Source organism: Labedaea rhizosphaerae (assembly GCF_004362825.1).
Classification (GTDB): Bacteria; Actinomycetota; Actinomycetes; order Mycobacteriales; family Pseudonocardiaceae; genus Labedaea; species Labedaea rhizosphaerae.
In genome coordinates, this window is record NZ_SNXZ01000001.1 from 464,653 (window position 1) to 484,588 (window position 19,936).

At 70.8% G+C, this 19,936-nt stretch carries 24 protein-coding genes; 12 read left to right on the forward strand and 12 right to left on the reverse strand.

Annotated elements, in window-relative coordinates; translation table 11 throughout:
• Positions 1–91 precede the first annotated feature (91 nt).
• Positions 92–691, forward strand: a complete 600-nt coding sequence (locus EV186_RS01905) for an LPXTG cell wall anchor domain-containing protein (RefSeq protein WP_133847344.1) — start codon at positions 92–94, stop codon at positions 689–691.
• A 139-nt stretch (positions 692–830) separates the two neighbouring features.
• On the forward strand, positions 831–1,241 hold the full coding sequence (locus EV186_RS01910) for an HIT family protein (RefSeq protein ID WP_133847345.1): 411 nt from the start codon (positions 831–833) through the stop codon (positions 1,239–1,241).
• 17 nt (positions 1,242–1,258) lie between these two features.
• Here the strand turns inward: EV186_RS01910 and EV186_RS01915 are convergent, their stop codons facing one another.
• Positions 1,259–2,380, reverse strand: a complete 1,122-nt coding sequence (locus EV186_RS01915) for a hypothetical protein (protein WP_133847346.1) — start codon at positions 2,378–2,380, stop codon at positions 1,259–1,261.
• 144 nt (positions 2,381–2,524) lie between these two features.
• Between EV186_RS01915 and EV186_RS01920 the strand changes: the two genes are divergently transcribed.
• The 5 genes from EV186_RS01920 to EV186_RS01935 all read left to right on the forward strand — a co-directional run bounded on the left by EV186_RS01920 (position 2,525) and on the right by EV186_RS01935 (position 4,906).
• Positions 2,525–2,746, forward strand: coding sequence for a hypothetical protein (locus EV186_RS01920; protein ID WP_133847347.1), 222 nt, complete (start codon positions 2,525–2,527; stop codon positions 2,744–2,746).
• Positions 2,747–2,961: 215 nt separating this feature from the next.
• Positions 2,962–3,147, forward strand: a complete 186-nt coding sequence (locus EV186_RS39340; protein WP_133848697.1) for an RGCVC family protein — start codon at positions 2,962–2,964, stop codon at positions 3,145–3,147.
• A complete protein-coding gene (locus tag EV186_RS38685) occupies positions 3,144–3,293 on the forward strand; it encodes a DUF6307 family protein (RefSeq protein WP_166658988.1) in 150 nt (49 codons plus the stop codon). The genes EV186_RS39340 and EV186_RS38685 overlap by 4 nt, the downstream gene beginning before the upstream one ends.
• 67 nt (positions 3,294–3,360) lie before the next feature.
• Positions 3,361–4,536 (forward strand): saccharopine dehydrogenase family protein, encoded by a 1,176-nt coding sequence (locus EV186_RS01930; protein ID WP_133847348.1) that lies wholly within the window; start codon positions 3,361–3,363, stop codon positions 4,534–4,536.
• Between the two features lie 25 nt (positions 4,537–4,561).
• Positions 4,562–4,906 (forward strand): hypothetical protein, encoded by a 345-nt coding sequence (locus EV186_RS01935; RefSeq protein WP_133847349.1) that lies wholly within the window; start codon positions 4,562–4,564, stop codon positions 4,904–4,906.
• Between the two features lie 73 nt (positions 4,907–4,979).
• Here the strand turns inward: EV186_RS01935 and EV186_RS01940 are convergent, their stop codons facing one another.
• The gene (locus EV186_RS01940) at positions 4,980–5,231 is read right to left on the reverse strand and encodes a hypothetical protein (protein ID WP_133847350.1); all 252 of its coding nucleotides are present in this window, start codon (positions 5,229–5,231) and stop codon (positions 4,980–4,982) included.
• A gap of 4 nt (positions 5,232–5,235) precedes the next feature.
• On the opposite strand from EV186_RS01940, the gene EV186_RS01945 reads away from it, so the two are divergent.
• Positions 5,236–5,553, forward strand: a complete 318-nt coding sequence (locus EV186_RS01945) for a hypothetical protein (RefSeq protein WP_133847351.1) — start codon at positions 5,236–5,238, stop codon at positions 5,551–5,553.
• 1 nt (position 5,554) lies between these two features.
• On the opposite strand, the gene hrpA is transcribed toward EV186_RS01945, so the two are convergent.
• The 5 genes from hrpA to EV186_RS01970 form a co-directional block, all read right to left on the reverse strand.
• Positions 5,555–9,469, reverse strand: coding sequence for an ATP-dependent RNA helicase HrpA (gene hrpA, locus EV186_RS01950; RefSeq protein WP_133847352.1), 3,915 nt, complete (start codon positions 9,467–9,469; stop codon positions 5,555–5,557).
• A 254-nt stretch (positions 9,470–9,723) separates the two neighbouring features.
• A complete protein-coding gene (locus EV186_RS01955) occupies positions 9,724–10,344 on the reverse strand; it encodes a GOLPH3/VPS74 family protein (protein ID WP_166658989.1) in 621 nt (206 codons plus the stop codon).
• Between the two features lie 16 nt (positions 10,345–10,360).
• The gene (locus tag EV186_RS01960) at positions 10,361–11,020 is read right to left on the reverse strand and encodes a GOLPH3/VPS74 family protein (protein WP_133847354.1); all 660 of its coding nucleotides are present in this window, start codon (positions 11,018–11,020) and stop codon (positions 10,361–10,363) included.
• 9 nt (positions 11,021–11,029) lie between these two features.
• Positions 11,030–11,239: a type II toxin-antitoxin system antitoxin gene (locus EV186_RS01965; protein ID WP_133847355.1), complete on the reverse strand. Its 210-nt coding sequence runs from the start codon at positions 11,237–11,239 to the stop codon at positions 11,030–11,032.
• An 8-nt stretch (positions 11,240–11,247) separates the two neighbouring features.
• Positions 11,248–12,195 (reverse strand): SPFH domain-containing protein, encoded by a 948-nt coding sequence (locus EV186_RS01970; RefSeq protein WP_133847356.1) that lies wholly within the window; start codon positions 12,193–12,195, stop codon positions 11,248–11,250.
• Between the two features lie 105 nt (positions 12,196–12,300).
• On the opposite strand from EV186_RS01970, the gene EV186_RS01975 reads away from it, so the two are divergent.
• The gene (locus EV186_RS01975) at positions 12,301–13,224 is read left to right on the forward strand and encodes an ABC transporter ATP-binding protein (protein ID WP_133847357.1); all 924 of its coding nucleotides are present in this window, start codon (positions 12,301–12,303) and stop codon (positions 13,222–13,224) included.
• Positions 13,221–14,432, forward strand: a complete 1,212-nt coding sequence (locus EV186_RS01980) for an ABC transporter permease (protein WP_133847358.1) — start codon at positions 13,221–13,223, stop codon at positions 14,430–14,432. Before EV186_RS01975 ends, EV186_RS01980 begins: the two co-directional genes overlap by 4 nt.
• Before the next feature lie 126 nt (positions 14,433–14,558).
• Here the strand turns inward: EV186_RS01980 and EV186_RS01985 are convergent, their stop codons facing one another.
• The 3 genes from EV186_RS01985 to EV186_RS01995 form a co-directional block, all read right to left on the reverse strand.
• Positions 14,559–15,131, reverse strand: a complete 573-nt coding sequence (locus EV186_RS01985; protein WP_133847359.1) for a YdeI/OmpD-associated family protein — start codon at positions 15,129–15,131, stop codon at positions 14,559–14,561.
• Positions 15,132–15,185: 54 nt separating this feature from the next.
• On the reverse strand, positions 15,186–15,662 hold the full coding sequence (locus tag EV186_RS01990; RefSeq protein ID WP_341814124.1) for an NUDIX hydrolase: 477 nt from the start codon (positions 15,660–15,662) through the stop codon (positions 15,186–15,188).
• Between the two features lie 112 nt (positions 15,663–15,774).
• A complete protein-coding gene (locus tag EV186_RS01995; protein ID WP_133847360.1) occupies positions 15,775–16,644 on the reverse strand; it encodes an NAD(P)H-binding protein in 870 nt (289 codons plus the stop codon).
• Between the two features lie 61 nt (positions 16,645–16,705).
• Between EV186_RS01995 and EV186_RS02000 the strand changes: the two genes are divergently transcribed.
• Positions 16,706–17,410 carry a helix-turn-helix transcriptional regulator gene (locus EV186_RS02000; protein ID WP_133847361.1) on the forward strand — a complete coding sequence of 235 codons (705 nt, stop codon included), beginning with the start codon at positions 16,706–16,708 and terminating at the stop codon, positions 17,408–17,410.
• Here the strand turns inward: EV186_RS02000 and EV186_RS02005 are convergent.
• Entirely contained in the window at positions 17,407–18,279 is an 873-nt protein-coding gene (locus EV186_RS02005; RefSeq protein WP_133847362.1) for an alpha/beta fold hydrolase, read from the reverse strand. The two genes, EV186_RS02000 and EV186_RS02005, sit on opposite strands and share 4 nt — an antisense overlap.
• A 50-nt stretch (positions 18,280–18,329) precedes the next feature.
• Complete coding sequence (locus EV186_RS02010) at positions 18,330–19,319, reverse strand: winged helix DNA-binding domain-containing protein (RefSeq protein ID WP_166658990.1); 990 nt, start codon at positions 19,317–19,319, stop codon at positions 18,330–18,332.
• Positions 19,320–19,353: 34 nt separating this feature from the next.
• On the opposite strand from EV186_RS02010, the gene EV186_RS02015 reads away from it, so the two are divergent.
• A complete protein-coding gene (locus tag EV186_RS02015; protein ID WP_133847364.1) occupies positions 19,354–19,911 on the forward strand; it encodes an RNA polymerase sigma factor in 558 nt (185 codons plus the stop codon).
• The last annotated feature ends 25 nt before the right edge of the window (positions 19,912–19,936 follow it).

A 19,936-nucleotide genomic window follows, 5' to 3' on the forward strand; every position in this document is an offset into this window, starting at 1 on the left:
CGAGTGGATATCCTCGCCAACCATCGACGCCGGTGTGCGCTTGACCGGCAGCTGGTTCGCCACGTATCGCTTGATTGGAAGGCCTTCCCACATGGCTGTCACCACCATCGCCCGCCGAGTGCTCGCAACCGGCGCGATCGCCGGCACCGCGCTGCTCGCCCTCACCGTCCCCGCCAGTGCACACACGTACCGCGTTTCGGCCGACTGCGCTGACGGCACGAGCTACCTCAAGGTCGACCTCACCGCCTACAACGGTGACGTCACCAACACCGTGAAGGTCACCGTCGACGACCAGTCGGTGGCCGACGAGTCGTTCAAGACCTCGTGGCAGAAGAACTGGAACGACCTGGACGCCACCAAGGCGCACACCTACACCGTGGCCGTGCAGGCGGGCGACGACCAGGACGGCAGCCGCGGCTTCTCGTTCACCAAGTCCGGCACGATCAAGGCGTGCGTGGAGGCTCCGCCGACCACCACCACGACCACCGAGGCGCCCACGACCCAGCCGACGACCACCACGTCCGAGGCGCCGGCTCCGACCACCAGCCCGGCCGCGACCCCGCCGGCCGACCAGGGCGGCCTGGCCAACACCGGTGCGAGCATCGGCCTGCCGCTGGGCATCGGTGCCCTGCTGCTCGTCGGTGGCGGCGCGCTGCTGCTGGTCGTGCGCAAGCGTCGCTCGGCGGCCTGAGCTAGCTGATCGTCGAGGAAGGGGCGGGCCCGTCGGGCCCGCCCCTTTCGCGTTCCGTGAGCCTGCCCGTCGCGTTCCGTGAGCCTGCCCGTCGCGTTCCATGAGCCCGCCTGTTTCGGTTCCATGAGAAGGTGCGGCCATGGCTTGCACGTTCTGCGCGATCATCGCCGGTGAGCTGCCCGCGGCGGAGGTCTACTCCGATGACCAGCTGGTGGCCTTCCTGGACCACAAGCCGCTCTTCCACGGGCACGTGCTGCTGGTGCCGCGCGAGCACATGGTCATCATGAGCGACCTGCCGGCCGACCGCGTCGAGCACTTCTTCCGGACGGCGCAACGGCTCGAGCGCGCGGTGGAGAAGGCCCTCGGCGCGGACGGCTCACTCGTGCTGATCAACAACGTGGTCAGCCAGTCGGTGCCGCACCTGCACCTGCACGTGATCCCCCGCAAGCGCAAGGACGGCCTGCGCTTCTGGCTGGGCCCGCGCCACCCGTACACCGCCGCCGAACCGGCCGAGAAGTACGCCGCGCTGATCCGCGCCGCCCTCGACTGACGCGGGAGCGGTCTCGGCTACCAGGCTCGTGCCTGCAGTGCGGCGCAGCGGGCGGCCACCTCGCCGGGATCGTCGCCCAGCACCACCAGGTGCAGGGTCGTGGCCCGGACCGGGTGGTCGGTGCGGGTGGTGTCGTGGCCCCCGGTCAGCAGGAGCGTGCCGGCCGCCAAGGCCGGTTCCAGCGCGGCGAGCATGGCGGGCAGCGGCGTGGTCGCGACCAGCTTCACCGACTCGGCCGGGCGGTCGAGGTCGTCGGGTCGCACCGATTCCAGGGCCAGCAACGGGATCGACCCGCTGGTGATCCGGAAGTTCAGGTCCAGCACGACCAACTGCCCGTCCCGGGTCTGCGCGCAGTCCACGCCGCACACGCCCCGGTAGCCGACGTCGGCGGCGCGCTGGGTGATCGCGACGCACTGCGCGACCAGCTCCGGTGGCGGCGCGGCGACCGAGCCGAACGCACCGCCGGAGTAGATCCCGAAGGCGTCGACGCGTTGTTCGGTGACGGCCAGCAGATGGGCCCGCGCATCCGGCCCGACGTAGAGCTGCAGGCCCCAGTTGCGGCTGATCTGCAGGTACTCCTCGACCACGAACTCGGCGAGCACGTCGGTGAACGCCGGCAGCGCGATCGGCTGACCCGCCTCGTGCAGGTACACGTCGAGGCTGCCGCCGTGCGCGTCGTCCGTGGCGCCCTTGAGCACCCAGGACTTCTCCGCCGGTGTGGCCGCGCCGAGCCGCGCGCGGGGCACGACGTCGCGACGGGCCTGGTAGCGCGGATCGACCAGCGTGCCGATGCTCGCCTTGTTGTTCAGGTACCCGACGAGCTGCGCGCTCTTGACCGCGCGCTCGTCGGGGCACAGCGCGGTCGGCTGCGGGTACTCCATCGAGATCAGCAGGCCGTCGGCCAACGCCTCGGCCACCCGCGCCGCGAACTGCACCTCGGTGCGGAACTCACGCAGGTCGGTGCCGACCGGCAGGCCGCCGTCCCGCAACCGGGCCAGCAGTTCCGGGTCGGTGCCGCCCGCGCTGCAGATCACCGGCGTGTCCGCGGCGACGGCGATCGGGCGGGCCGAGACCACGTCGCGGGTGAGCCGGTTGTCGCCGGCCGATTCGCGGGACTCCAGGGCCGGGCGCGCGCACATGGCAACGCCCGGTCCGTAGATGTCGGTGAGCGAAACGGGCGCACGGACGGCAGGCGGCAGGAGAACGGGAACGCTGATGGAAGGCCTCCGTTGAGTGGGTCGAGCTGTGCTTGACGATCGCGGGGCGCCAGCCGCCCCAACACGGTGAACCATCCACAGTGGACAAAATCGGGTGCGCCGGGCACCGCCGTCACCTTCGACCGGCCGTGCGCGGTCGACGAACTGTCCTGCCTGTGGGTGAACGAGAACCGGTTGAGCGGCGTCCACACGCTCGCCAACCTCTGCTACTCCAACTCCGGGAGGGCCGAATTGGTTCCCCAAGACAACCACACCGCCCACACCGCCGCGGTGCCCGGTGCGGCGTAGGCTGACGGGTACCGGGTGCACTTCGAGCGACGACAGCATTGTCGGCGCCGTTCCCGGCGTAGGTCAGTCCGGCCGGATCCCGGCCGGAGAGGGGAGCGCGACATGACGTCGGGCTCAGCACACATCCGGAAACCCTTGGGCACGCGGAGCGTCGGGCGCGCGGGGTGATCCCCCCGTCGAGCTCGAACAGCGAGGTCCAGCGGCACCTCGACGCGATGGACCGCCCCGTCACCCGCCACGTTCCCGAAGTGACGGCCGCCGCGGACCGCGCTCCCGGGACATGCGAGACCTGCTCGCACCCCTGGAGCAACCACGACCCGATCTCGGTCCGTTTCTGCACCGCCACCCTGAACGGCGGCTACAGCCGCGCTTGTGTCTGCTCCACGAAGGAGACCGGATGACCACCTATGTATCCCTCTACGAACGGCGCGTGAAGATCGTCTCGGACACCCTGCGCGAGCACTCCGAGCTCCCCGAGAAGGTCGCGGCGGAGCTGGCGGTGCACGTGCTGGACGTGCTGGACCACATCCCGGAGAAGATGCGCTGACGGCCGCGGCGAGCGGCGTTTCGACGGCTGGGTTACCGTCGGGTACACGGACTGGAGGGAGCACACCGTGGCCCAGCGGGAGCACGACCTCGTGCTGTTCGGCGCGACCGGCTTCACCGGCGCGTTGACCGCCGAATACCTCGCACGCAACGCCCCCGACCACGCCCGTTGGGCCCTCGCCGGGCGCAACCAGGGCAAGCTCGAGCAGCTGCGTGACCGCCTGGGCCGGATCAACCCGAAGGCGAAGGACCTGCCGCTGCTCATCGCCGACGTCACCGACGCCGCCTCGCTGGCCAAGGTCGCCGCGGCCACCAAGGTCGTCATCACCACCGTCGGGCCCTACCTGCACCACGGGGAGCCGCTCGTCGCGGCCTGCGCGGAGGCGGGCACCGACTACGTCGACCTCACCGGCGAGCCGGAGTTCGTCGACCGCATGTACCTCGCGCACCACGGCCGCGCGACCGAGACCGGCGCCCGCATCGTGCACGCGTGCGGCTTCGACTCCATCCCCTACGACCTCGGGGTCTACTACACCGTCCAGCAGCTCGGCACCCAGCAGTTCGGCATGGGTGAGCCGATCAGCATCGACGGCGTCGTGCGCACCAACGCGAGCTTCTCCGGCGGCACCTTCGCATCCGCGCTCACCGCCTTCTCCCGCCTCGGCCCGATGCGGCGCGTCGCCAAGGACCGGCGGGCCGTCGAGCCGCGCGAGGCCAAGGTGCACCTGCCGGTCGGCGTGCCGCACTACCACGGTCCGGCCGGGGTGTGGGCGATCCCGCTGCCCACCGTCGATCCGCAGATCGTCGGGCGCTCCGCCGCCGCGCTGCGCTACGCGCCGGACTTCACCTACCGCGAGTTCCTCGGCGTCAGCAGGCTCCCGACCGCCCTCGCGTTCGGGGCGGGCGCGGCCGGGCTGGTCGGTGCCGCGCAGGTGCCGCCGCTGCGGAAGTGGTTGCAGGGCAAGAACAAGCCCGGCGACGGGCCCAGCGAGGAGCGGCGCGCGAAGAGCCGGTTCAGCGTCACCTTCTACGCCAAGACGCCGCAGTCCCGTTTGGTCACCGAGGTCTCCGGCGGCGACCCCGGCTACGACGAGACGGCCAAGATGCTCTCGGAATCCGCGCTGTGCCTGGCTTTCGACGACCTGCCGGCGACCGCGGGCCAGGTCACCACCGCCACGGCGATGGGCAGCGCGCTGGTCGACCGGCTCGTCAAGGCCGGCATCACCTTTCGTACCCGATCATGACGGGCGCGCCACTAGGCTGCCGCACATGGGAGTCTCGCTGTACTACACCGCCCGCCGCCCGGTTCCGTTGACCGAGGCCGAGCAGACGGCCGTGCACCAGGTCGTGGACACCTACAACACGGGCGCGCCGTTCGCGGACGCCGAAGGGCTCAACCTCTACGACCGCGTCGAGGACGGCGAGGTGCTGGCCGGGTCCACGAAGCTGCCCGCCGACGAGGACCAGGTCGTCCCGGCGCTGGTGCACTGGCTGGCCGCGGTCACCGAGCTGCGCAGCGCCATCCCGGACGCCGACTGGCGCTTCACCCTCGACGACATCGCGATCGACTGGGACGACCACACCGGCTACCACCTGCCCGGACTCGCGGACTAGGTCGTCCAGGAATATCCAGCATCGGGTGCCGCACTCGTGTTCGCGGGTTAGCCTTCGACCGCCGAGGCAGCGACTACAGGGGATCACCGATGTACCGACGTGTTTTGTTGTCCATTGTGGCCAGTGCGGCCCTGACGGTCGCCGCTTGCGGTCCTGGCGACGACCAGACCGCAGGCACTCCGGCCTCGACCCAGCCGTCGACATCCTCGGCGTCCTCGGCGGCCTCGATGTCCTCAGCGCCGCCGATGACGTCCACGCCATCGACCTCGTCCACCGCACCGACCACGTCCGCCGCAGCGGCGAAGACGACCGCGGGGGCGATCAAGCGGATGGAAGATCTCCTGCACGCCCTGGGCCGCGGTGACCTCAAGACGCTCTGCGTGATAGCGGGTCCGGCCATGAAGAAGGCGGAGGCGGAAGGCGTCGGCTCGTGCGAGAAGGCGTTCACCGGCATGCTGAGCATGATCTCCGCCAAGCAGAAGTCGGCACTGCGCACCGCCACCGTCGATCCGGCGAAGGTGGCCACGCACGGCGGCAAGGTGGAGGTCCCGGCGAGCGCCATCCGCGCGTCCGTGACGTTCACGGAGGCGGAGCTCGGCGACACCGTCCTCGAGTACCAGGGCGACAACTGGTACGTCGTCGACTGACTCAGAGCGCGTCCATCGCGCGGTGGATCCGCTTCTCCGACACGGGGAACGCCGTGCGCATGGTCTGCGCGAAGTAGCTGATCCGCAGCTCTTCGATCATCCACCGGATGTCACGCAACGCGGGCGACGGTTCGTGGTCGGTGGGCACCTCGGCGAGCAGTTCGCGGTACTCGTCGTCGACCAGGTGCACCTGGCGGGTCCACTGCTGGTCGCGCTGCGGGTTGCTCGGCAGCTTGTCCAGCCGCACCCGCTCCGCCTGCAGGTACCGGACCACGTCAGGCAGGTGCACGACCCCGGTCGAGGCGACGAAGCCGTCGTACACCAGCGAACTCATGTGCGCGCGACTGTCCGCAAGGGACTCGCGGACCAGCGGCGTCTCGATCACCCGGTCGGCGGCGGCCAGGGCGGCGCGGTGCTCGTTCAGCACCCGCTGCACCTGACCCAGCACGTCCAAGGTCAGCCCGGGCAACCCCGCACGCACGGCCTCACGCAGCTTCTCGAACCCTTCGCGGGTCCACTGTGGACCGCCGGCGCGCCGGATCAGCTCGTCCGCCGCAGCCCGCACGCAGTCCTCCAGCAACGCCGACACGCTGCCGTGCGGGTTGTCCGACAGCTCCAGCTTCGCCCGGTTGGACAGCGACCGCACCACGTGCTTGTTCGGTGACGACACCCCCAGCAACAACAGCCGCCGAGTCCCGGCCCACATGGCCGCGGACTGCGCCTCCCGGGTGTCCAGCACCCGCACGTCGACACTCGACCCGGCGTCCACCAGCGCCGGGTACCCGGTCGCCACGTGCCCGCCGATCTCCCGCGAAACCTGTTGCGGCAACGCATCCAGGTCCCACGAGGTCAGCCCCGACCGCTCGATCCCGCTGACCACAGTGGACAACGCTTCGCGTTGGCTCGGCCGCAGCCGCTGCTTCAACGCCTCGAGGTCCTTGCCCTCCGCCACGACCTTGCCGTCGGTGTCGGTGATCCGGAAGGTCGTCTTGAGGTGTTCCGGCACCCGCTCGGCGTCCCAGGAATCCAGCGGGACGGGGATGCCGGTCATGGCCTGCAACCGGTCCGACAGGGTCTCCAGCAGCGGCGCCGCACCCCATTCGATCCGCGCCAGCAACGCCTTCGCGAAGTCCGGCGCGGGAACGAAGTTGCGGCGCAACGGTTTCGGCAGCGAGCGCAGCAAGGCGGTCACCAGTTCCTCGCGCCGGCCCGGCACCTGCCAGTCGAACGCGTCGCCGTCGAGCTGGTTCAGCACCGCGAGCGGGACCTCGACGGTCACGCCGTCGTCGCTTCGGCCCGGCTCGAACTCGTACGACAGCGGCAACGTCAGCGCGTCGCGTTGCTGGAAGTCGGGGTAGTCCTGCGCGTTGACCTGCGCCGCGTCGGCGTTGACCAGCAGTTCCGGCGTGTAGTCCAGCAGGTGCGGGTCCTGCTTGCGTGCCTTGCGCCACCACGTGTCGAAGTGCCGCGCCGACACCACTTCCGGCCCGATGCGCTTGTCGTAGAAGTCGAACAGCGTCTGCTCGTCGACCAGGATGTCGCGCCGCCGTGCGCGCTGCTCCAACTCCTCGACCTCGCCGAGCAGCTCCCGGTTCGCGCGGAAGAACGGGTGGTTGGTCGACCAGTCCCCCTCGACCAGCGCGTGCCGGATGAACAGCTCGCGGGACAGCTCCGGGTCGATGCCGCCGTAGTTGACCTTGCGCCCGACCACGATCGGGATGCCGTACAACGTGACGCGTTCGAGGGCGGTCGCCGCGCCGCGCTTGCGTTCCCAGTGCGGCTCGCTGTAGGTGCGTTTCACCAGGTGCCCGGCCAGCGGCTCGATCCAGTCGGGATCGATGCGGGCCACCACCCGCGCCCACAGCCGCGAGGTCTCGACCAGCTCGGCGGCCATCACCCAACGCGGTGGTTTGCGCGCCAGGCCGGAGCCGGGGAAGATCGCGAACTTCGCGTTGCGTGCGCCCAGGTATTCGCGGTCCGCGGTCTCCTTGAGACCGACGTGCGACAGCAGCCCGGCCAGCAGCGCCCGGTGCACCGCGTCCGGCGCCGCGTCGTGCTCGTTGATCGCGATGTCGAGGTTGCGCACGATCTGGCGCAGCTGCCCGTGCACGTCCTGCCACTCGCGGACCCGCAGGTAGTTCAGGAACTGCGTCCGGCACGCCTTGCGGAACTGGTTGCCGGAGAGCTCGCGTTGCTGCGTGCGCAGGTGGTTCCACAGGTTGCCGAACGCCAGGAAGTCCGAATCCGGCTCGGCGAACCGCTTGTGCGCCTCGTCGGCGGCCTGCTGGTGGTCGGCCGGCCGCTCCCGTGGGTCCTGGATGGACAGTGCGGCGGCGATCACCAGCACCTCGCGCACGCACCCCTGGTCGGCGGCGGCGAGCACCATCCGCCCGATGCGCGGGTCGACCGGCAGCTGCGCGAGCTTGCGGCCGAGGTCGGTGAGCTTGCGCTGGTCGTGTTTGCCCTGGTCGAGCGCGCCGAGTTCCTGCAGCAGGTTCACGCCGTCGGCGATGTTGCGGGCTTCGGGCGGGTCGATGAACGGGAACGACGCCATCTCGCCGAGCCCGGCCGCGGCCATCTGCAGGATCACCGAGGCGAGGTTCGTGCGCAGGATCTCCGGGTCGGTGAACTCGGGCCGAGCGTTGAAGTCGTCCTCGCTGTAGAGGCGGATGCACACGCCGTCCGAGGTGCGCCCGCAGCGGCCCTTGCGCTGGTTCGCCGAGGCCTGCGAGACGGGCTCGATCGGCAGCCGCTGGACCTTCAACCTGTTGCTGTAGCGGGAGATCCGGGCGGTGCCGGGATCGATGACGTACTTGATGCCGGGCACGGTCAGCGAGGTCTCGGCCACGTTCGTGGCCAGCACGACCCGGCGCCCGCGGTGGGGCTGGAAGACCTTGTGCTGCTCGGCGAAGGAGAGCCGCGCGTAGAGCGGGACGATCTCGGTGTCGCGCAGCTTCAGCGCGTTCAGCGCGTCCTCGGTGTCGCGGATCTCGCGCTCGCCGGACAGGAACACCAGGATGTCGCCGGGCGGCAGCTTGGACAGCTCGCCGACCGCGTCGATGATCGCCTGGGTCTGGTCGCGGTCCTCGTCGGCGTCCGGGTCGTCCGGGTCGATGACCGGGCGGTAGCGCACCTCGACCGGGTAGGTGCGCCCGGACACCTCGACGATCGGCGCGTCGCCGAAGTGCCGGGAGAACCGCTCGGGGTCGATGGTGGCCGAGGTGATGATGACCTTGAGATCGGGGCGCTTGGGCAGCAGCTGGGCGAGGTAGCCGAGCAGGAAGTCGACGTTGAGGCTGCGTTCGTGGGCCTCGTCGATGATGAGCGTGTCGTAGCGGGTGAGCAGCCGGTCGTGCTGGATCTGGGCGAGCAGGATGCCGTCGGTCATCAGCTTGACCATGGTGTCGTCGCTGGCCTTGTCGGTGAACCGCACCTGGTAGCCGATGGTGCCGCCGAGCTCGTCGCCGAGCTCCTCCGCGATCCGCTCGGCGACCGTGCGCGCGGCGAGGCGGCGGGGCTGCGTGTGCCCGATGGTCCCGCGCACGCCCCGGCCCAGCTCGAGGCAGATCTTCGGCAGCTGGGTGGTCTTGCCCGACCCGGTCTCCCCGGCGACGATCACGACCTGGTTGTCCCGGATGGCCGCGGCAATGTCGTCCTTGCGCGCGCTGACCGGCAGGTCCGCCGGGTACTTGATGTCCTGCACGGACGCCCTGCGGGCCGCGACCCGCTGCTCGGCCTTGTCGAACTCGGCGGCCAGCTCGCCCAGCACCTTGGCCCGCGCGGCCGCGTCGCGGATCTTGCGCACCCCGTCGAGCCGACGCCGAAGCCGCCGCTCGTCGCGCAGCATCAACGCGGAGAGGCGGTTGCGGAGATCGGCGCCCGGCGAGCGCTCGGACGTACCCGTAGACGTACCCATACCGGCATCCAGCATAGGCAAGGCCCGGCGCGGCCCGCTCCTGGTTAACGCGCACCCGCCGCCGAACCACCCCGCGCCGCCCGCATCCAGCCCGCCCGGACCACCCGAAAGTGTTGCGCCCCAAGGAAAGCAGGCCCCCACCCTCCCGGGGGGCGACCCCAAGTCCAGTCTACCGGTCCGTGGCCCGCGCAACGGCGTCACAACGGATCTGTGGACAACTCCCTACCTGTGGAAAACTCCCCCGCCGAGCAGGGTCAGCCGCCCGCCGAGGCCGCCTTCTCCTTGATCAACGACCGCAGCGCGGCTACGGCGGGTCCCGAGTCGTCCACGAACTGCCGGATCCGCACCTTGTGCTCCCGCCGCACCCGCGCCGGCAGCACCGCGCGCACCTCGATCGTCGCCGCCAGCGCGACCAGCGCCGCGTCGGCCGACGTCACCCGCGACAGCGGCTCCCGCAGCGCCCGGTTCAGGTCGGCGCGCACCTGCTTGGCCAGCCGCCGGTCCCGGATCGTGATCGTCGTGTGCGGGAAGACGCCCAGCAGCTTGCTGTGCCGCACGCCGATCACGCGCTCCTCGGCCAGCCGCGTGCGCACGCCCAGGTGGGTCGGCTTCGCCTGCCTGCGCACCCAGTGCTTCCACCGCCGGCCCGGCGCGCCGGCCACCAGGGTCAGCACCTCGCCGAGCACCGGGTCGGTGGCGTCCCACGCCGCGCCCGGCGCCGGTTTGCCGTGCTGGTCGATCAGGTGCCCGGACAGGTACAGCTCGGTCAGCGCCGCGGCGCTGGTCAGCAGGCCGATCCGGTCCCGGCCGGTCATCCGCTGCCGATCCAGGTCGTAGCACAACAGGTACAGCCGGGCCGCGATGCTGTGCGCCACGGCAACCTCCCCCACGTCAGCTCCCACCGGCGGTGGCTCCCGCGCTCGCCCCGGCGATCGCACCCGAGCGCCGCTGCTGGATCAGCTTGCGCAGCCCGGCCGCCGCCGGACCCGCGATCTCCATGCACTGCTTGATCCGCGCCTTGTGTTCCCGGCGCGTCCGCCGGTCGAGCACGAACCCCAGTTCGACCGCCGCCGCCAGCGCCACCAGCGCGGCCCCAGCCGGGTCCACCTGCGCGGATGGCTGGCGCAACGCGTCCTTGGCCTTCGCCCGCACCTGCTTGACCGCGCGCGTGTCTTTCACGGTCGTGGTCGTGTGCGGGAAGACCAGCAGCACCCGGCCCTGCTCGACGGCGACGGCCCGCTTGTCGACCAGCCCGGCGCGCACGGCCCGCTTGGTCGCCTTCGCGTTGTGGCGCACCCAGTGCTTCCACGACTTGTTCGGCGCCTGGCCGATCTCGTCGAGCACCGGGGCGAGCGCCTGGTCACGCACCGACGCCCCGCGCGCGGGCCCGGCCTTGCCGTTGCGGTCCTCGATCTGGCCGCCTTGGTACAGCTCGACCAGCGCCGCCGCGCGCACCAGGTAGTCGACGTGATCGGTGCGGGTCATGCGCTGCTTGTCCAGGTTGTAGCAAAGCAGGAAAGCCTGTTCGGCCAACGTGTACTCGTTGTCCATTGGGTACCCCTAGGTCTCGTCCTCGGTGGTGCGCGGCCGTCCCCTCGGCCGGATGCGCTCGACGTTGCCCGGCATGCGGCCGGCGTCGGCCAGCGCGCGCCGCAACAGGAACTCGATCTGCGCGTTGGTGCTGCGCAACTCGTCCGCTGCCCAGCGGGCGAGGGCGTCGTGCACCGCGGGATCGAGCCGCAGCAGCAGCTTCTTGCGCTCGGTCGGCACGGATCGGCCTACTGGTAGAGCGAACCAGTGTTGACGATGGGTTGCGCGTCGTGGTCGCTGCACAGGACGACCATCAGGTTGGAGACCATCGCCGCCTTGCGCTCCTCGTCCAGTTCGACCACGTCCTGCTCGGCCAGCTTGGTCAACGCGAGCTCCACCATCCCGACCGCACCTTCCACGATCCGCGCGCGGGCCGCGACCACCGCACCGGCCTGCTGGCGGCGCAGCATCGCCGACGCGATCTCCGGCGCGTACGCGAGCCTGGTCAACCGGGACTCGATCACCTTCACCCCGGCCGCCTTGACCCGCATGCCGATCTCGTCGGACAGCTTGGACGTGATCTCCTCGGCGTTGTCCCGCAAGGAAAGCTGGTTCTCGCCGTGCGCGTCGTACGGGTAGCTGTTGGCGATGTGCCGCACCGCGGTCTCGGTCTGGATCGCCACGAACTCCTCGAAGTCGTCCACTTCGAACAGTGCCTGCGCGGTGTCCTGGACGTGCCACACCACGACGGCCGCGATCTCGATCGGGTTGCCGTCGAGGTCGTTGACCTTGGTCACCCCGGTCTCGTGGTTGCGGATCCTCGTCGACACCTTGCGCCGCGTGGTGAACGGGTTGACCCAGCGCAGGCCGTCGGTGCGGATGGTGCCGGTGTAGCGGCCGAGGAACTGCACCACGCGTGCTTCGCCGGGCGAGACCACGTTCAGACCGCCCAGAATGATGACCGATGCGATCGCGAGCAACGCCCCCACGACGATCAACACGATGCCGAGCCCGGCACTGTGCGTCGCCACCGCGCGGATCCCCAGCCCCGCCAACGCCAAGCCCGCGAGCACACCGAGCACGCCCGCGATCACGATCGGCCCGCCCGGCGAACCGAACGCGGGCCGCTCCGTGACCTTCGGCGCCGGCATGTCCATGGCGATCTCGGTGATCTGCCCGGCCTCCGCCTCGCTCATCGCTGTCCCCTCTCGAACCAAGTTGGCACAACTCTATCATTGTGATATCACTTTATCCAGCGCCACCGACCACGGCTCGGTGGCCACCACACATGGGGAGACCAGATGACGGACACCGCGAGCCTGGAGATCGACCGTGTCTCCAAACGGTTCGGTGACGTGGTCGCGCTGCGCGAGATGACGTTCGACGTCCGTGCGGGGGAACTGTTCGGCTTCGTCGGCAGCAACGGCGCGGGCAAGACCACGACCATGCGGATCGCGCTCGGCGTGCTGACCTCCGACGGCGGCCAGGTCCGCTGGCAGGGCAAGCCGATCACCGACGAGACACGCAGGCACATCGGCTACATGCCGGAAGAACGCGGGCTCTATCCCAAGATGAAGGTCGGCGAACAGCTGAGCTACCTGGCCCGGCTGCACGGCCTGTCCGCGTCGGCCGCCAAGCGTTCGGTCGCCGAGTGGACCGAGCGGCTCGGGGTCGCCCACCGAGCGGGCGACGAGGTGCAGACGCTCAGCCTCGGCAACCAGCAACGCGTGCAGCTGGCCGCGGCGCTGGTGCACGACCCGGAGATCCTCGTGCTCGACGAGCCGTTCTCCGGCCTCGACCCGGTCGCGGTCGACGTGATGAGCGAGGTGCTGCGCGAGAAGGTCGCCACCGGCGTGCCGACCGTGTTCTCCAGCCACCAGCTGGACCTCGTCGAGCGGCTGTGCGACCGCGTGGGCATCGTGCGCAGCGGCGAGATGGTCGCGTGCGGCACGGTCGACGAACTGCTCGCGGGTGGCTCCGTGCGGCTGATCGTGGACGCACCGCAGGCCCAGCGGGGCTGGGCGGACGGGCTGCCCGGCGTCACGGTGCAGGAGCACAACGGCAGCCGCACCGTGCTGGAGCTCGACGACGGCGCCGACGACCAGCAGGTCCTGAAGACCGCGCTGGCCACCGGGCCGGTGCGCGAGTTCACCCACCGGCGGGAATCGCTGACCGAGCTCTTCCGCAGCGTCGTGGTCGAGCCGAAGGAAGAGGAAGCGGCATGACGAATCCCGACAAGGACGTCCGCATCGGGCCCGCCGCCGCGGTCGGCCTGGTCGCCGGGCGGGAGATCAACACCCGGATCCGGTCCAAGGCGTTCATCGTCTCGACCGTGGCCACCATGGTCCTGCTGGTCGCGGGCGCCATCGTCGCGAAGCTGCTCTCCGGGAGCGGCCCCGACGCCACGATCGGCGTCACCCAGGCCACGGCGCCGCTCGCGCAGCCCGTGCAGGTGGCGGCCAAGACCGTCGGCGAGTCGGTCGACACCAAGACCGTCGACGAGGCGGCCGGGCGCGACCAGGTGCGCGACGGCGACCTGGACGCGCTGCTGATCGGCGACGGCACCAAGGTCCGGGTCCTGGTCAAGCAGGACCTCGACGACAAGCTGCGGACCGCGCTGAACGTGCTTGCCGGCCAGCTCGCGCAGAACCAGGAAATCCTGAGCCAGCACGGCGATCCGGTGAAGGTGAACCAGGCCGTCGCGACCGCGAGCGTGGACGTCCAGTCGATCGAGCCACCGCACAACTACGGCGGCCAGCAGCTCGTGCTCGGCATCATCGCCGGGATCCTGATCTACATGTCCCTGCTGATCAACGGGCAGGCCGTGGCGCAGGGCGTGGTCGAGGAGAAGTCGAGTCGCGTGGTGGAGTTGTTGCTCGCCACCGTGCGGCCGTGGCAGCTGATGGCGGGCAAGGTGCTCGGGATCGGCACGCTGGGGCTGGTCCAGATGGTCCTGATCGGCGGCGCGGGCATCCTCGCCGCGCTGGGCACCGGGGCGTTGACCATCTCCGTGTCGGCGGCCCTGGGCACGGTCGTCTGGCTCGTGGTGTGGTTCCTGCTGGGGTTCTTCGCCTACGCGCTGGTGCTGGCGGCGGCGGGATCCCTTGTGTCACGCCAGGAAGACGTCGGTGGCGTGGTCAGCCCGGTGCTGATGTTCGTGATCCTCGGCTACGTGCTCGGGGTGTCGATCCTGCCGGGCGACCCGACGAACAAGCTGTGCGAGGTGCTGTCGATCCTGCCGGTGTTCTCGCCGACGATGATGCCGATCCGGCTGGCCATGGGCGGCGTTCCCGCTTGGGAGGCGGGGCTCGCCGTCGTGCTGATGCTGGTCGCGATCCCGGCGCTGGTCTGGCTTTCCGGGCGGATGTACCGCAACGCGGTGATGCGCACGGGCGCCCGCGTGAAGCTGAAGGAGGCGTTCACCCGGGCATGAGGGTGGTGCGGGCGGGGCGGCCGGGGGTCGCCTCGCCCGCGAGTTGTCCACAGGCGACCAGTTGTCCACAGATCGCCTTCCGCGCCCCCGAAACCGTTCCGCGGCGGTCAAGCTGGACCCATGACCTCACGGATACAGCAGCTTCCCCTCGTCCAGCATGGCCACCAGCTTCTCGATGCGGCGCGCCCGCGTCTCCGGCTTCTTGGCGTCCTGCACGCGATACAGGATGGCGTAGCGGTTCTGCGAGTTCGCTGCCGCGAAGGTGGCCTGGGCGCGGGGTTTCGCGGCAAGCGCGGCGGCGAGGTCGTCGGGCACGGTCGAGGTGCGCTGGCCCGCGTACGCGGCCTCCCAGCGACCGTCGGCCTTCGCCGCCTCGACTTCCCGCAACCCGCTGGGCATCATCAACCCGGCCTCGATCAACTCCACCGCCTTGTCCCGGTTGATCTTCGACCACTTGCTGCCCTTGCGCCGGGGCGTGAACCGCTGCGTCCACCAGACGTCGTCGACCGACTTCTTCTGCCCGTCGATCCACCCGTACCGCAACGCGATGTCCAGCGCCTCGGCGTAGGTCACCGACGGGACCCCGGACGCCTTCTTGGCGAGCTTCAACCAGATCCCGCTGCACGTGTCGTGGTTCTCGTCGAGCCACGCGTGCCAGTCCGCCACCGTCGCGAACGGCTTGGTCTCCTCGGCGTCCATCGATTACCTCCACATGTCCGGTTCCGGGACGAGCACACCACGCCCCACCGACATTCACGCGTCCTGGAAGCCGTGGTGCGAGAAGGGTGCGGGCGTGCCGGTGGCCAGCTCCCGCAGAACCGCCCGCTCGTGCGGCGGCATCGGCTCCGGCAACCGGGTCAGCTCGTGCCAGCGCAGTTCGGCACACTTGCGCGGCTCGCCCACCCGAGGCTCGCCCGCCCACCGCCGCGCGACGAAGAACCAGTCGACCCGCTGCTCCTCGGGGTTGGACGTCCCGTCGGTGCGCTGCATGACGGTCACCGGCTCGAGGTCGCCCGCCGAAAGGACGATGCCCAGCTCTTCCTTCGCCTCCCGGATGGCACACGCGGCGGCGGTCTCGTGCAACTCGACGTGCCCGGCCGCGCCCGCCGCCCAGAACCCGTCCATGTAGCCGGTGTTCTGCCGCAGCTGCAACAACACCCGATCCCCGTCCAGGAGGTACAAGTACGCCGCTGGAACAACAGCAAATCGGTTCTGCACTCCACTCATCATGGCCTACCCATGCGGCTCCACGATGCCTGCCGCTCGCCGAGCGGCAGGTCCGCAACCACCTGACCGAAGGAGGCAAACCCACAACTGAACAGGTCGCTCAGCACGACCGCGGTCAGACCAGTGGTCGCAAGACCTCGTAGGCCCACGCCGCCAGCGTCGTCTCGGTCGTCGTGTGCACGGTTCGCTTCTGCTCCGGCACGAAGTCCCCGCGCAGGCCGGTCGACATGCCGAGCACGGCCTCCACCAGGCCGTCCGTCATGCCCGACGCGCCGAGCAACGACCGCATGGCCGCATCGTCGATGCGCCGGACCCGCACCTCCCGGCCGAGGACCGCCGAGACGATCTCGGCGGCACGGGCCCAGGAGAGGTCGGCCGGGCCGTGCACGGCTTGGACGTGGCGGCCGGACCACTCGGTGTTCAGCAACCGGGTCACCGCCACCTCGGCGATGTCGCGCGGCGCGACCCACGCCATCGGCTGGTCGGGCGGCAGGATGATCGGGATCTCGCCGGCCCGGATCGCCTCCAGCTGCAACACGAGGTTGCTGAAGAAGAACCCGCACCGCAGGTGGGTGACGGCCGAGCCGATCGCGTCGAGGGCTTCCTCGGTGCGCGCCAAACCGTCGATCTCACCGACGCCGTGGCGCTTCTCCGCGCCGACGCTGCTCTGGAAGACCGTGCGTGCGATGCCGTTCTCGCGGACCGCCCGCGCGACGGCCTCGGTGGCCAGGGCGTAGTCGCCGAGCGGATCGGGGCCGGCGGTCGACGGGTCCACCCAGAACAGCGCGTCCACGCCCGCGGTGGCGGTCACCACCGCGTCGGGGTCGCGCTGGTCGACGGTGACCGTGTCGACCTCGGCCAGCAGGTCGGGGCCGAGCCGGTCGGGGTGGCGGGCCAGCACGAGCGGGCGGACACCCGCGCGGACCAGCATGGGGACGACGTGCCTGCCGACGTTGCCGTTGGGAGTCGTGACTGCGATACGCATGCCTCGACGCTACGAGCGGATGCGGTCAGGAACTGTCCGCATCTCATGTCACTGTGGAGCCATGGCCAGGAACCCGGCTTCGCGGGCGTTGCACCTGCTGTCCTTGCTGCAATCGGGCGCGGACTACACGGGTGCGGTGCTCGCCGACCGCCTCGGCGTCAGCACCCGCACGGTGCGCCGGGACGCGGACCGGTTGCGCCAGCTCGGCTACCGCATCGAGACGCGTCCGGGTCCGGGCGGCACCTACCGGCTGGCCGCCGGGTCGTCGATCCCGCCGCTGCTGTTCGACGAGGACGAGATCACCGTGGTGATCGCGGGACTGCGTCTGGTGCAGGCCCGCCTCGACGGCGACGACGGCGACGACGTTGCCGACCGCGCGCTGGGCAAGCTCAGCCGCGTGCTGCCCCGCCGGCTGGCCCGCCGCCTGCGCGCCACCGACCTGGCCACCGAGGTTCTCGCGGACTCGACGCGGGTGCCCGCGTCCATGCTCGGCACCGTGGCCGACGCGATCGCCGAGCAGGGCCGGATCCGGTTCACCTACCGCGACCAGTCCGGCCGCACGTCGCGACGCCTGGTCGACCCGTACCGGCACGTGCTGCGCGGCGCGCACTCGTACCTCGTCGGCTACGACCAGGACCGGGAGGACTGGCGGCTCTTCCGCTTCGACCGCGTCGACGACGTCGAACGCGTCGCCGGCACCTACCGGCCCCACGAGTTCCCGGAGACGTCGATCGCCCGCTGGTTCGCCACCGACTTCGGGCGCTAGCCGCGCAGGAGTTCCCGGATCGCCGCGATGAGGCGTTCCGGTTGTTCCTCCGGGATGAAGTGCCCGCACGGCATGACCTCGGTGGTCAGCTCACCGGCCCACGACCGCCAGATCGCCGCCGGGTCGAAGGGCAATCGCACGTCACACGGGTCCTGCCAGGCGGCGAGCACCGGCATGGCGAGCCGCGCCCCACGCTCCTGATCCACGCGATCGCGCTCGTCGTCGACGAACGCGCTCGCCCGGTAGTCGTCGCAGATCGCCGCGATGGTCTCCGGACGACCGCATGCCCGCAGGTACTCGGCGCGCACGTTGGGCGGAATGGCCCCGGACACCTTGGTCCAGCCGTCCAGGAAGTGCCCGAAGAAGACGTCCGGCGCACGGCCCAGCAAGCGCTCCGGGAAGTCGTCCGGCTGCGCGAGCAGGTACAGGTGGAACGCGAAGACGCCCGCCGGTCCGCGCAGCGCCGCCCAGTTGTCCGCGGTCGGCAGGATGTCGAGCACCCCGACGTGCGTGATCACCTCGGGGTGGTCGAGGGCGGCACGAAAGGCGACCAGCCCGCCCCGGTCGTGCCCGACCACCGCGAACCGGTCGTGCCCGAGCTCCCGCATGAAGGCCACCAGGTGCTCGGCCACCACCGCCTTGTCGAACCCGGCCGGCCCCGGGCCAAGCCGGTCGCTGTCGCCGTAGCCCGGCAGATCCGCCACGACGACCCGTCGGTCCGCGGCCAGCGCCGGGAGGACGTGCCGCCAGGCCAGCCGCGTCTGCGGAAATCCGTGCAGCAGGAGCAGCGGCGTCCCGCCGTCGCCTTCGGCCCAGTAGGCGACGCGCTTGCCGGACACCACTGCCGAGTGGTCGGTGTGGTCGTTCATGCCGACACCATCGCGCGGGGCACCGACAATCCCCGGCAATCACCGGCGTCTCAGTCCGCCAGTTCCACGTCCACGCCGAGGAACCGCCTGAGATCCTCGACCTCGGCCCGCAACCCGCGCACGGGCAACGCACCACCGAACGACTCCGTGCGCACCCGCCACGCCTTGCGGTCAAGCGCCCACGTCCCGGCGACCCGCCCGTCCACCAGCACGGCCGGCATGATCATGCCGCCGCCCGCCCGGATGCGGTGGTCCAGCTCGGGCGCCAGCATGGCCCGCCGGTCGCGGTAGCCCAGCAGGTACGCGTCGAAGTGGCCCAGCAACCGCAGCGGCGGTTTCGCGTCCACAGTGGACTCCGATACGGCACCGAAGCCGGCGCGGGCCAGGCCGAGCGGGAGCCCCGACCACGCGGCGAAGTCCTCGACCGACGCGGGCCCGTACCCGGCGAGGTACCGCTCGGCGAGGCGCGCCACGGCCTCGGACTCGTCGAGCGCCGAACCCGGCGGCAGCCACTGCGAAGCGAGCACGTACGTCGGCTCGTCCTTGGCCGCGTCCGGACCACGCACGAGCAGGCCGGTCTGGGCGGCGTACCCGAGCAGGTGCGGAATGGCCTGGCCGGTCAGCTCGAGCGAGATCGCGGCCATCAACTCGGCCCGGGTGCGGGGGACCTCGTCGGCGAGGACGTCGCTCAACTGGGCCACGCCGCGCGCGAGCGTGTCGTCGTCGAGACCCAGCCGGTGCCGCCGCCCGCGGTTCGCCGCGGCGAAGCGCGGACCGAGCAACCCGACGATCCACCGCACGTCCGCCGCGGCCAGCATGTGCAGGGTGCCGCGCATCGCCCACGTGCGCACGACCTCACCCCGGCGCACCGCATCGTCCACATCGGACGCGATCAGCCCCTCGGTCCGGGCCCGCACCGCGAGCCGGGCGGCCCTCGTGTCCTGGGCCTGCACGCCGACCACCCGCCGCACCGCGGCCACCACCGAGGTCGCCCGTTTGGCCCCAAGTCCCTGGTTGGCGACCCTTGTCCGTCGGTCCACCCAACTATGATGCCGACCGGACGAGGGGGTGGCGATGGCCGCAACGGACGCGGTGGACATCGAGGAGCTCGCGCTGCGGGCGCGCGACGGCGACCAGGCCGCGCTGAACCGGCTGCTCGGCGAGATCCAGCCGCTGGTCATGCGGCGGTGCAACCGGATGCTGCCGCACCGCCAGGACGCCGAGGAGGCGTGCCAGGACGTGCTGCTCGCCGTGACCCGCAACATCGGCAAGTTCCGCGGCACGGCGAAGTTCAGCACCTGGCTGCACGTGGTCGCCGCCAACAGCGCCCGCCAGACCTACCGCGCCCTCAAGCGCCGAGCCGCCGAGCAGGGCACCGACGAGCTGCCCCCGGTCGCCGAGGCCCGCACGACCAGCGTCATCGCCGGCACCCGCCTCGATCTGATGGAAGCCTTGGAGCGCCTGGAACGCGAGAAGCCCGACATGCTGGCCCCGGTCGTGATGCGCGAGCTCGGCCAGCTCGAGTACGCCGACATCGCCGCCCAGCTGGGCCGTCCACTGGGGACGGTCAAGTCGCAGATCCACGACGCCCGCAAGTTCCTCCGCGACTACATGGCCGAGCGCTACGCGTGACCTCGGCTCGTCGACCAGGAGCTCT

Excerpts from the sequence above, each read along its gene's own strand:
- EV186_RS01970 (WP_133847356.1), bottom strand. The coding sequence starts at position 12,195 with ATGAGCGAGGCGGAGGCCGGGCAGATCACCGAGATCGCCATGGACATG.
- EV186_RS01990 (WP_341814124.1), bottom strand. The coding sequence starts at position 15,662 with ATGATGAGTGGAGTGCAGAACCGATTTGCTGTTGTTCCAGCGGCGTAC.
- EV186_RS01960 (WP_133847354.1), bottom strand. The coding sequence starts at position 11,020 with ATGGACAACGAGTACACGTTGGCCGAACAGGCTTTCCTGCTTTGCTAC.
- EV186_RS01975 (WP_133847357.1), top strand. The coding sequence starts at position 12,301 with ATGACGGACACCGCGAGCCTGGAGATCGACCGTGTCTCCAAACGGTTC.
- EV186_RS01910 (WP_133847345.1), top strand. The coding sequence starts at position 831 with ATGGCTTGCACGTTCTGCGCGATCATCGCCGGTGAGCTGCCCGCGGCG.
- EV186_RS02005 (WP_133847362.1), bottom strand. The coding sequence starts at position 18,279 with ATGAACGACCACACCGACCACTCGGCAGTGGTGTCCGGCAAGCGCGTC.
- EV186_RS02000 (WP_133847361.1), top strand. The coding sequence starts at position 16,706 with ATGGCCAGGAACCCGGCTTCGCGGGCGTTGCACCTGCTGTCCTTGCTG.
- EV186_RS02015 (WP_133847364.1), top strand. The coding sequence starts at position 19,354 with ATGGCCGCAACGGACGCGGTGGACATCGAGGAGCTCGCGCTGCGGGCG.
- EV186_RS38685 (WP_166658988.1), top strand. The coding sequence starts at position 3,144 with ATGACCACCTATGTATCCCTCTACGAACGGCGCGTGAAGATCGTCTCG.
- EV186_RS01945 (WP_133847351.1), top strand. The coding sequence starts at position 5,236 with ATGGAAGATCTCCTGCACGCCCTGGGCCGCGGTGACCTCAAGACGCTC.
- EV186_RS01995 (WP_133847360.1), bottom strand. The coding sequence starts at position 16,644 with ATGCGTATCGCAGTCACGACTCCCAACGGCAACGTCGGCAGGCACGTC.
- EV186_RS01915 (WP_133847346.1), bottom strand. The coding sequence starts at position 2,380 with ATGTGCGCGCGCCCGGCCCTGGAGTCCCGCGAATCGGCCGGCGACAAC.
- hrpA (WP_133847352.1), bottom strand. The coding sequence starts at position 9,469 with ATGGGTACGTCTACGGGTACGTCCGAGCGCTCGCCGGGCGCCGATCTC.
- EV186_RS01935 (WP_133847349.1), top strand. The coding sequence starts at position 4,562 with ATGGGAGTCTCGCTGTACTACACCGCCCGCCGCCCGGTTCCGTTGACC.
- EV186_RS01905 (WP_133847344.1), top strand. The coding sequence starts at position 92 with ATGGCTGTCACCACCATCGCCCGCCGAGTGCTCGCAACCGGCGCGATC.
- EV186_RS01980 (WP_133847358.1), top strand. The coding sequence starts at position 13,221 with ATGACGAATCCCGACAAGGACGTCCGCATCGGGCCCGCCGCCGCGGTC.
- EV186_RS39340 (WP_133848697.1), top strand. The coding sequence starts at position 2,962 with ATGGACCGCCCCGTCACCCGCCACGTTCCCGAAGTGACGGCCGCCGCG.
- EV186_RS01985 (WP_133847359.1), bottom strand. The coding sequence starts at position 15,131 with ATGGACGCCGAGGAGACCAAGCCGTTCGCGACGGTGGCGGACTGGCAC.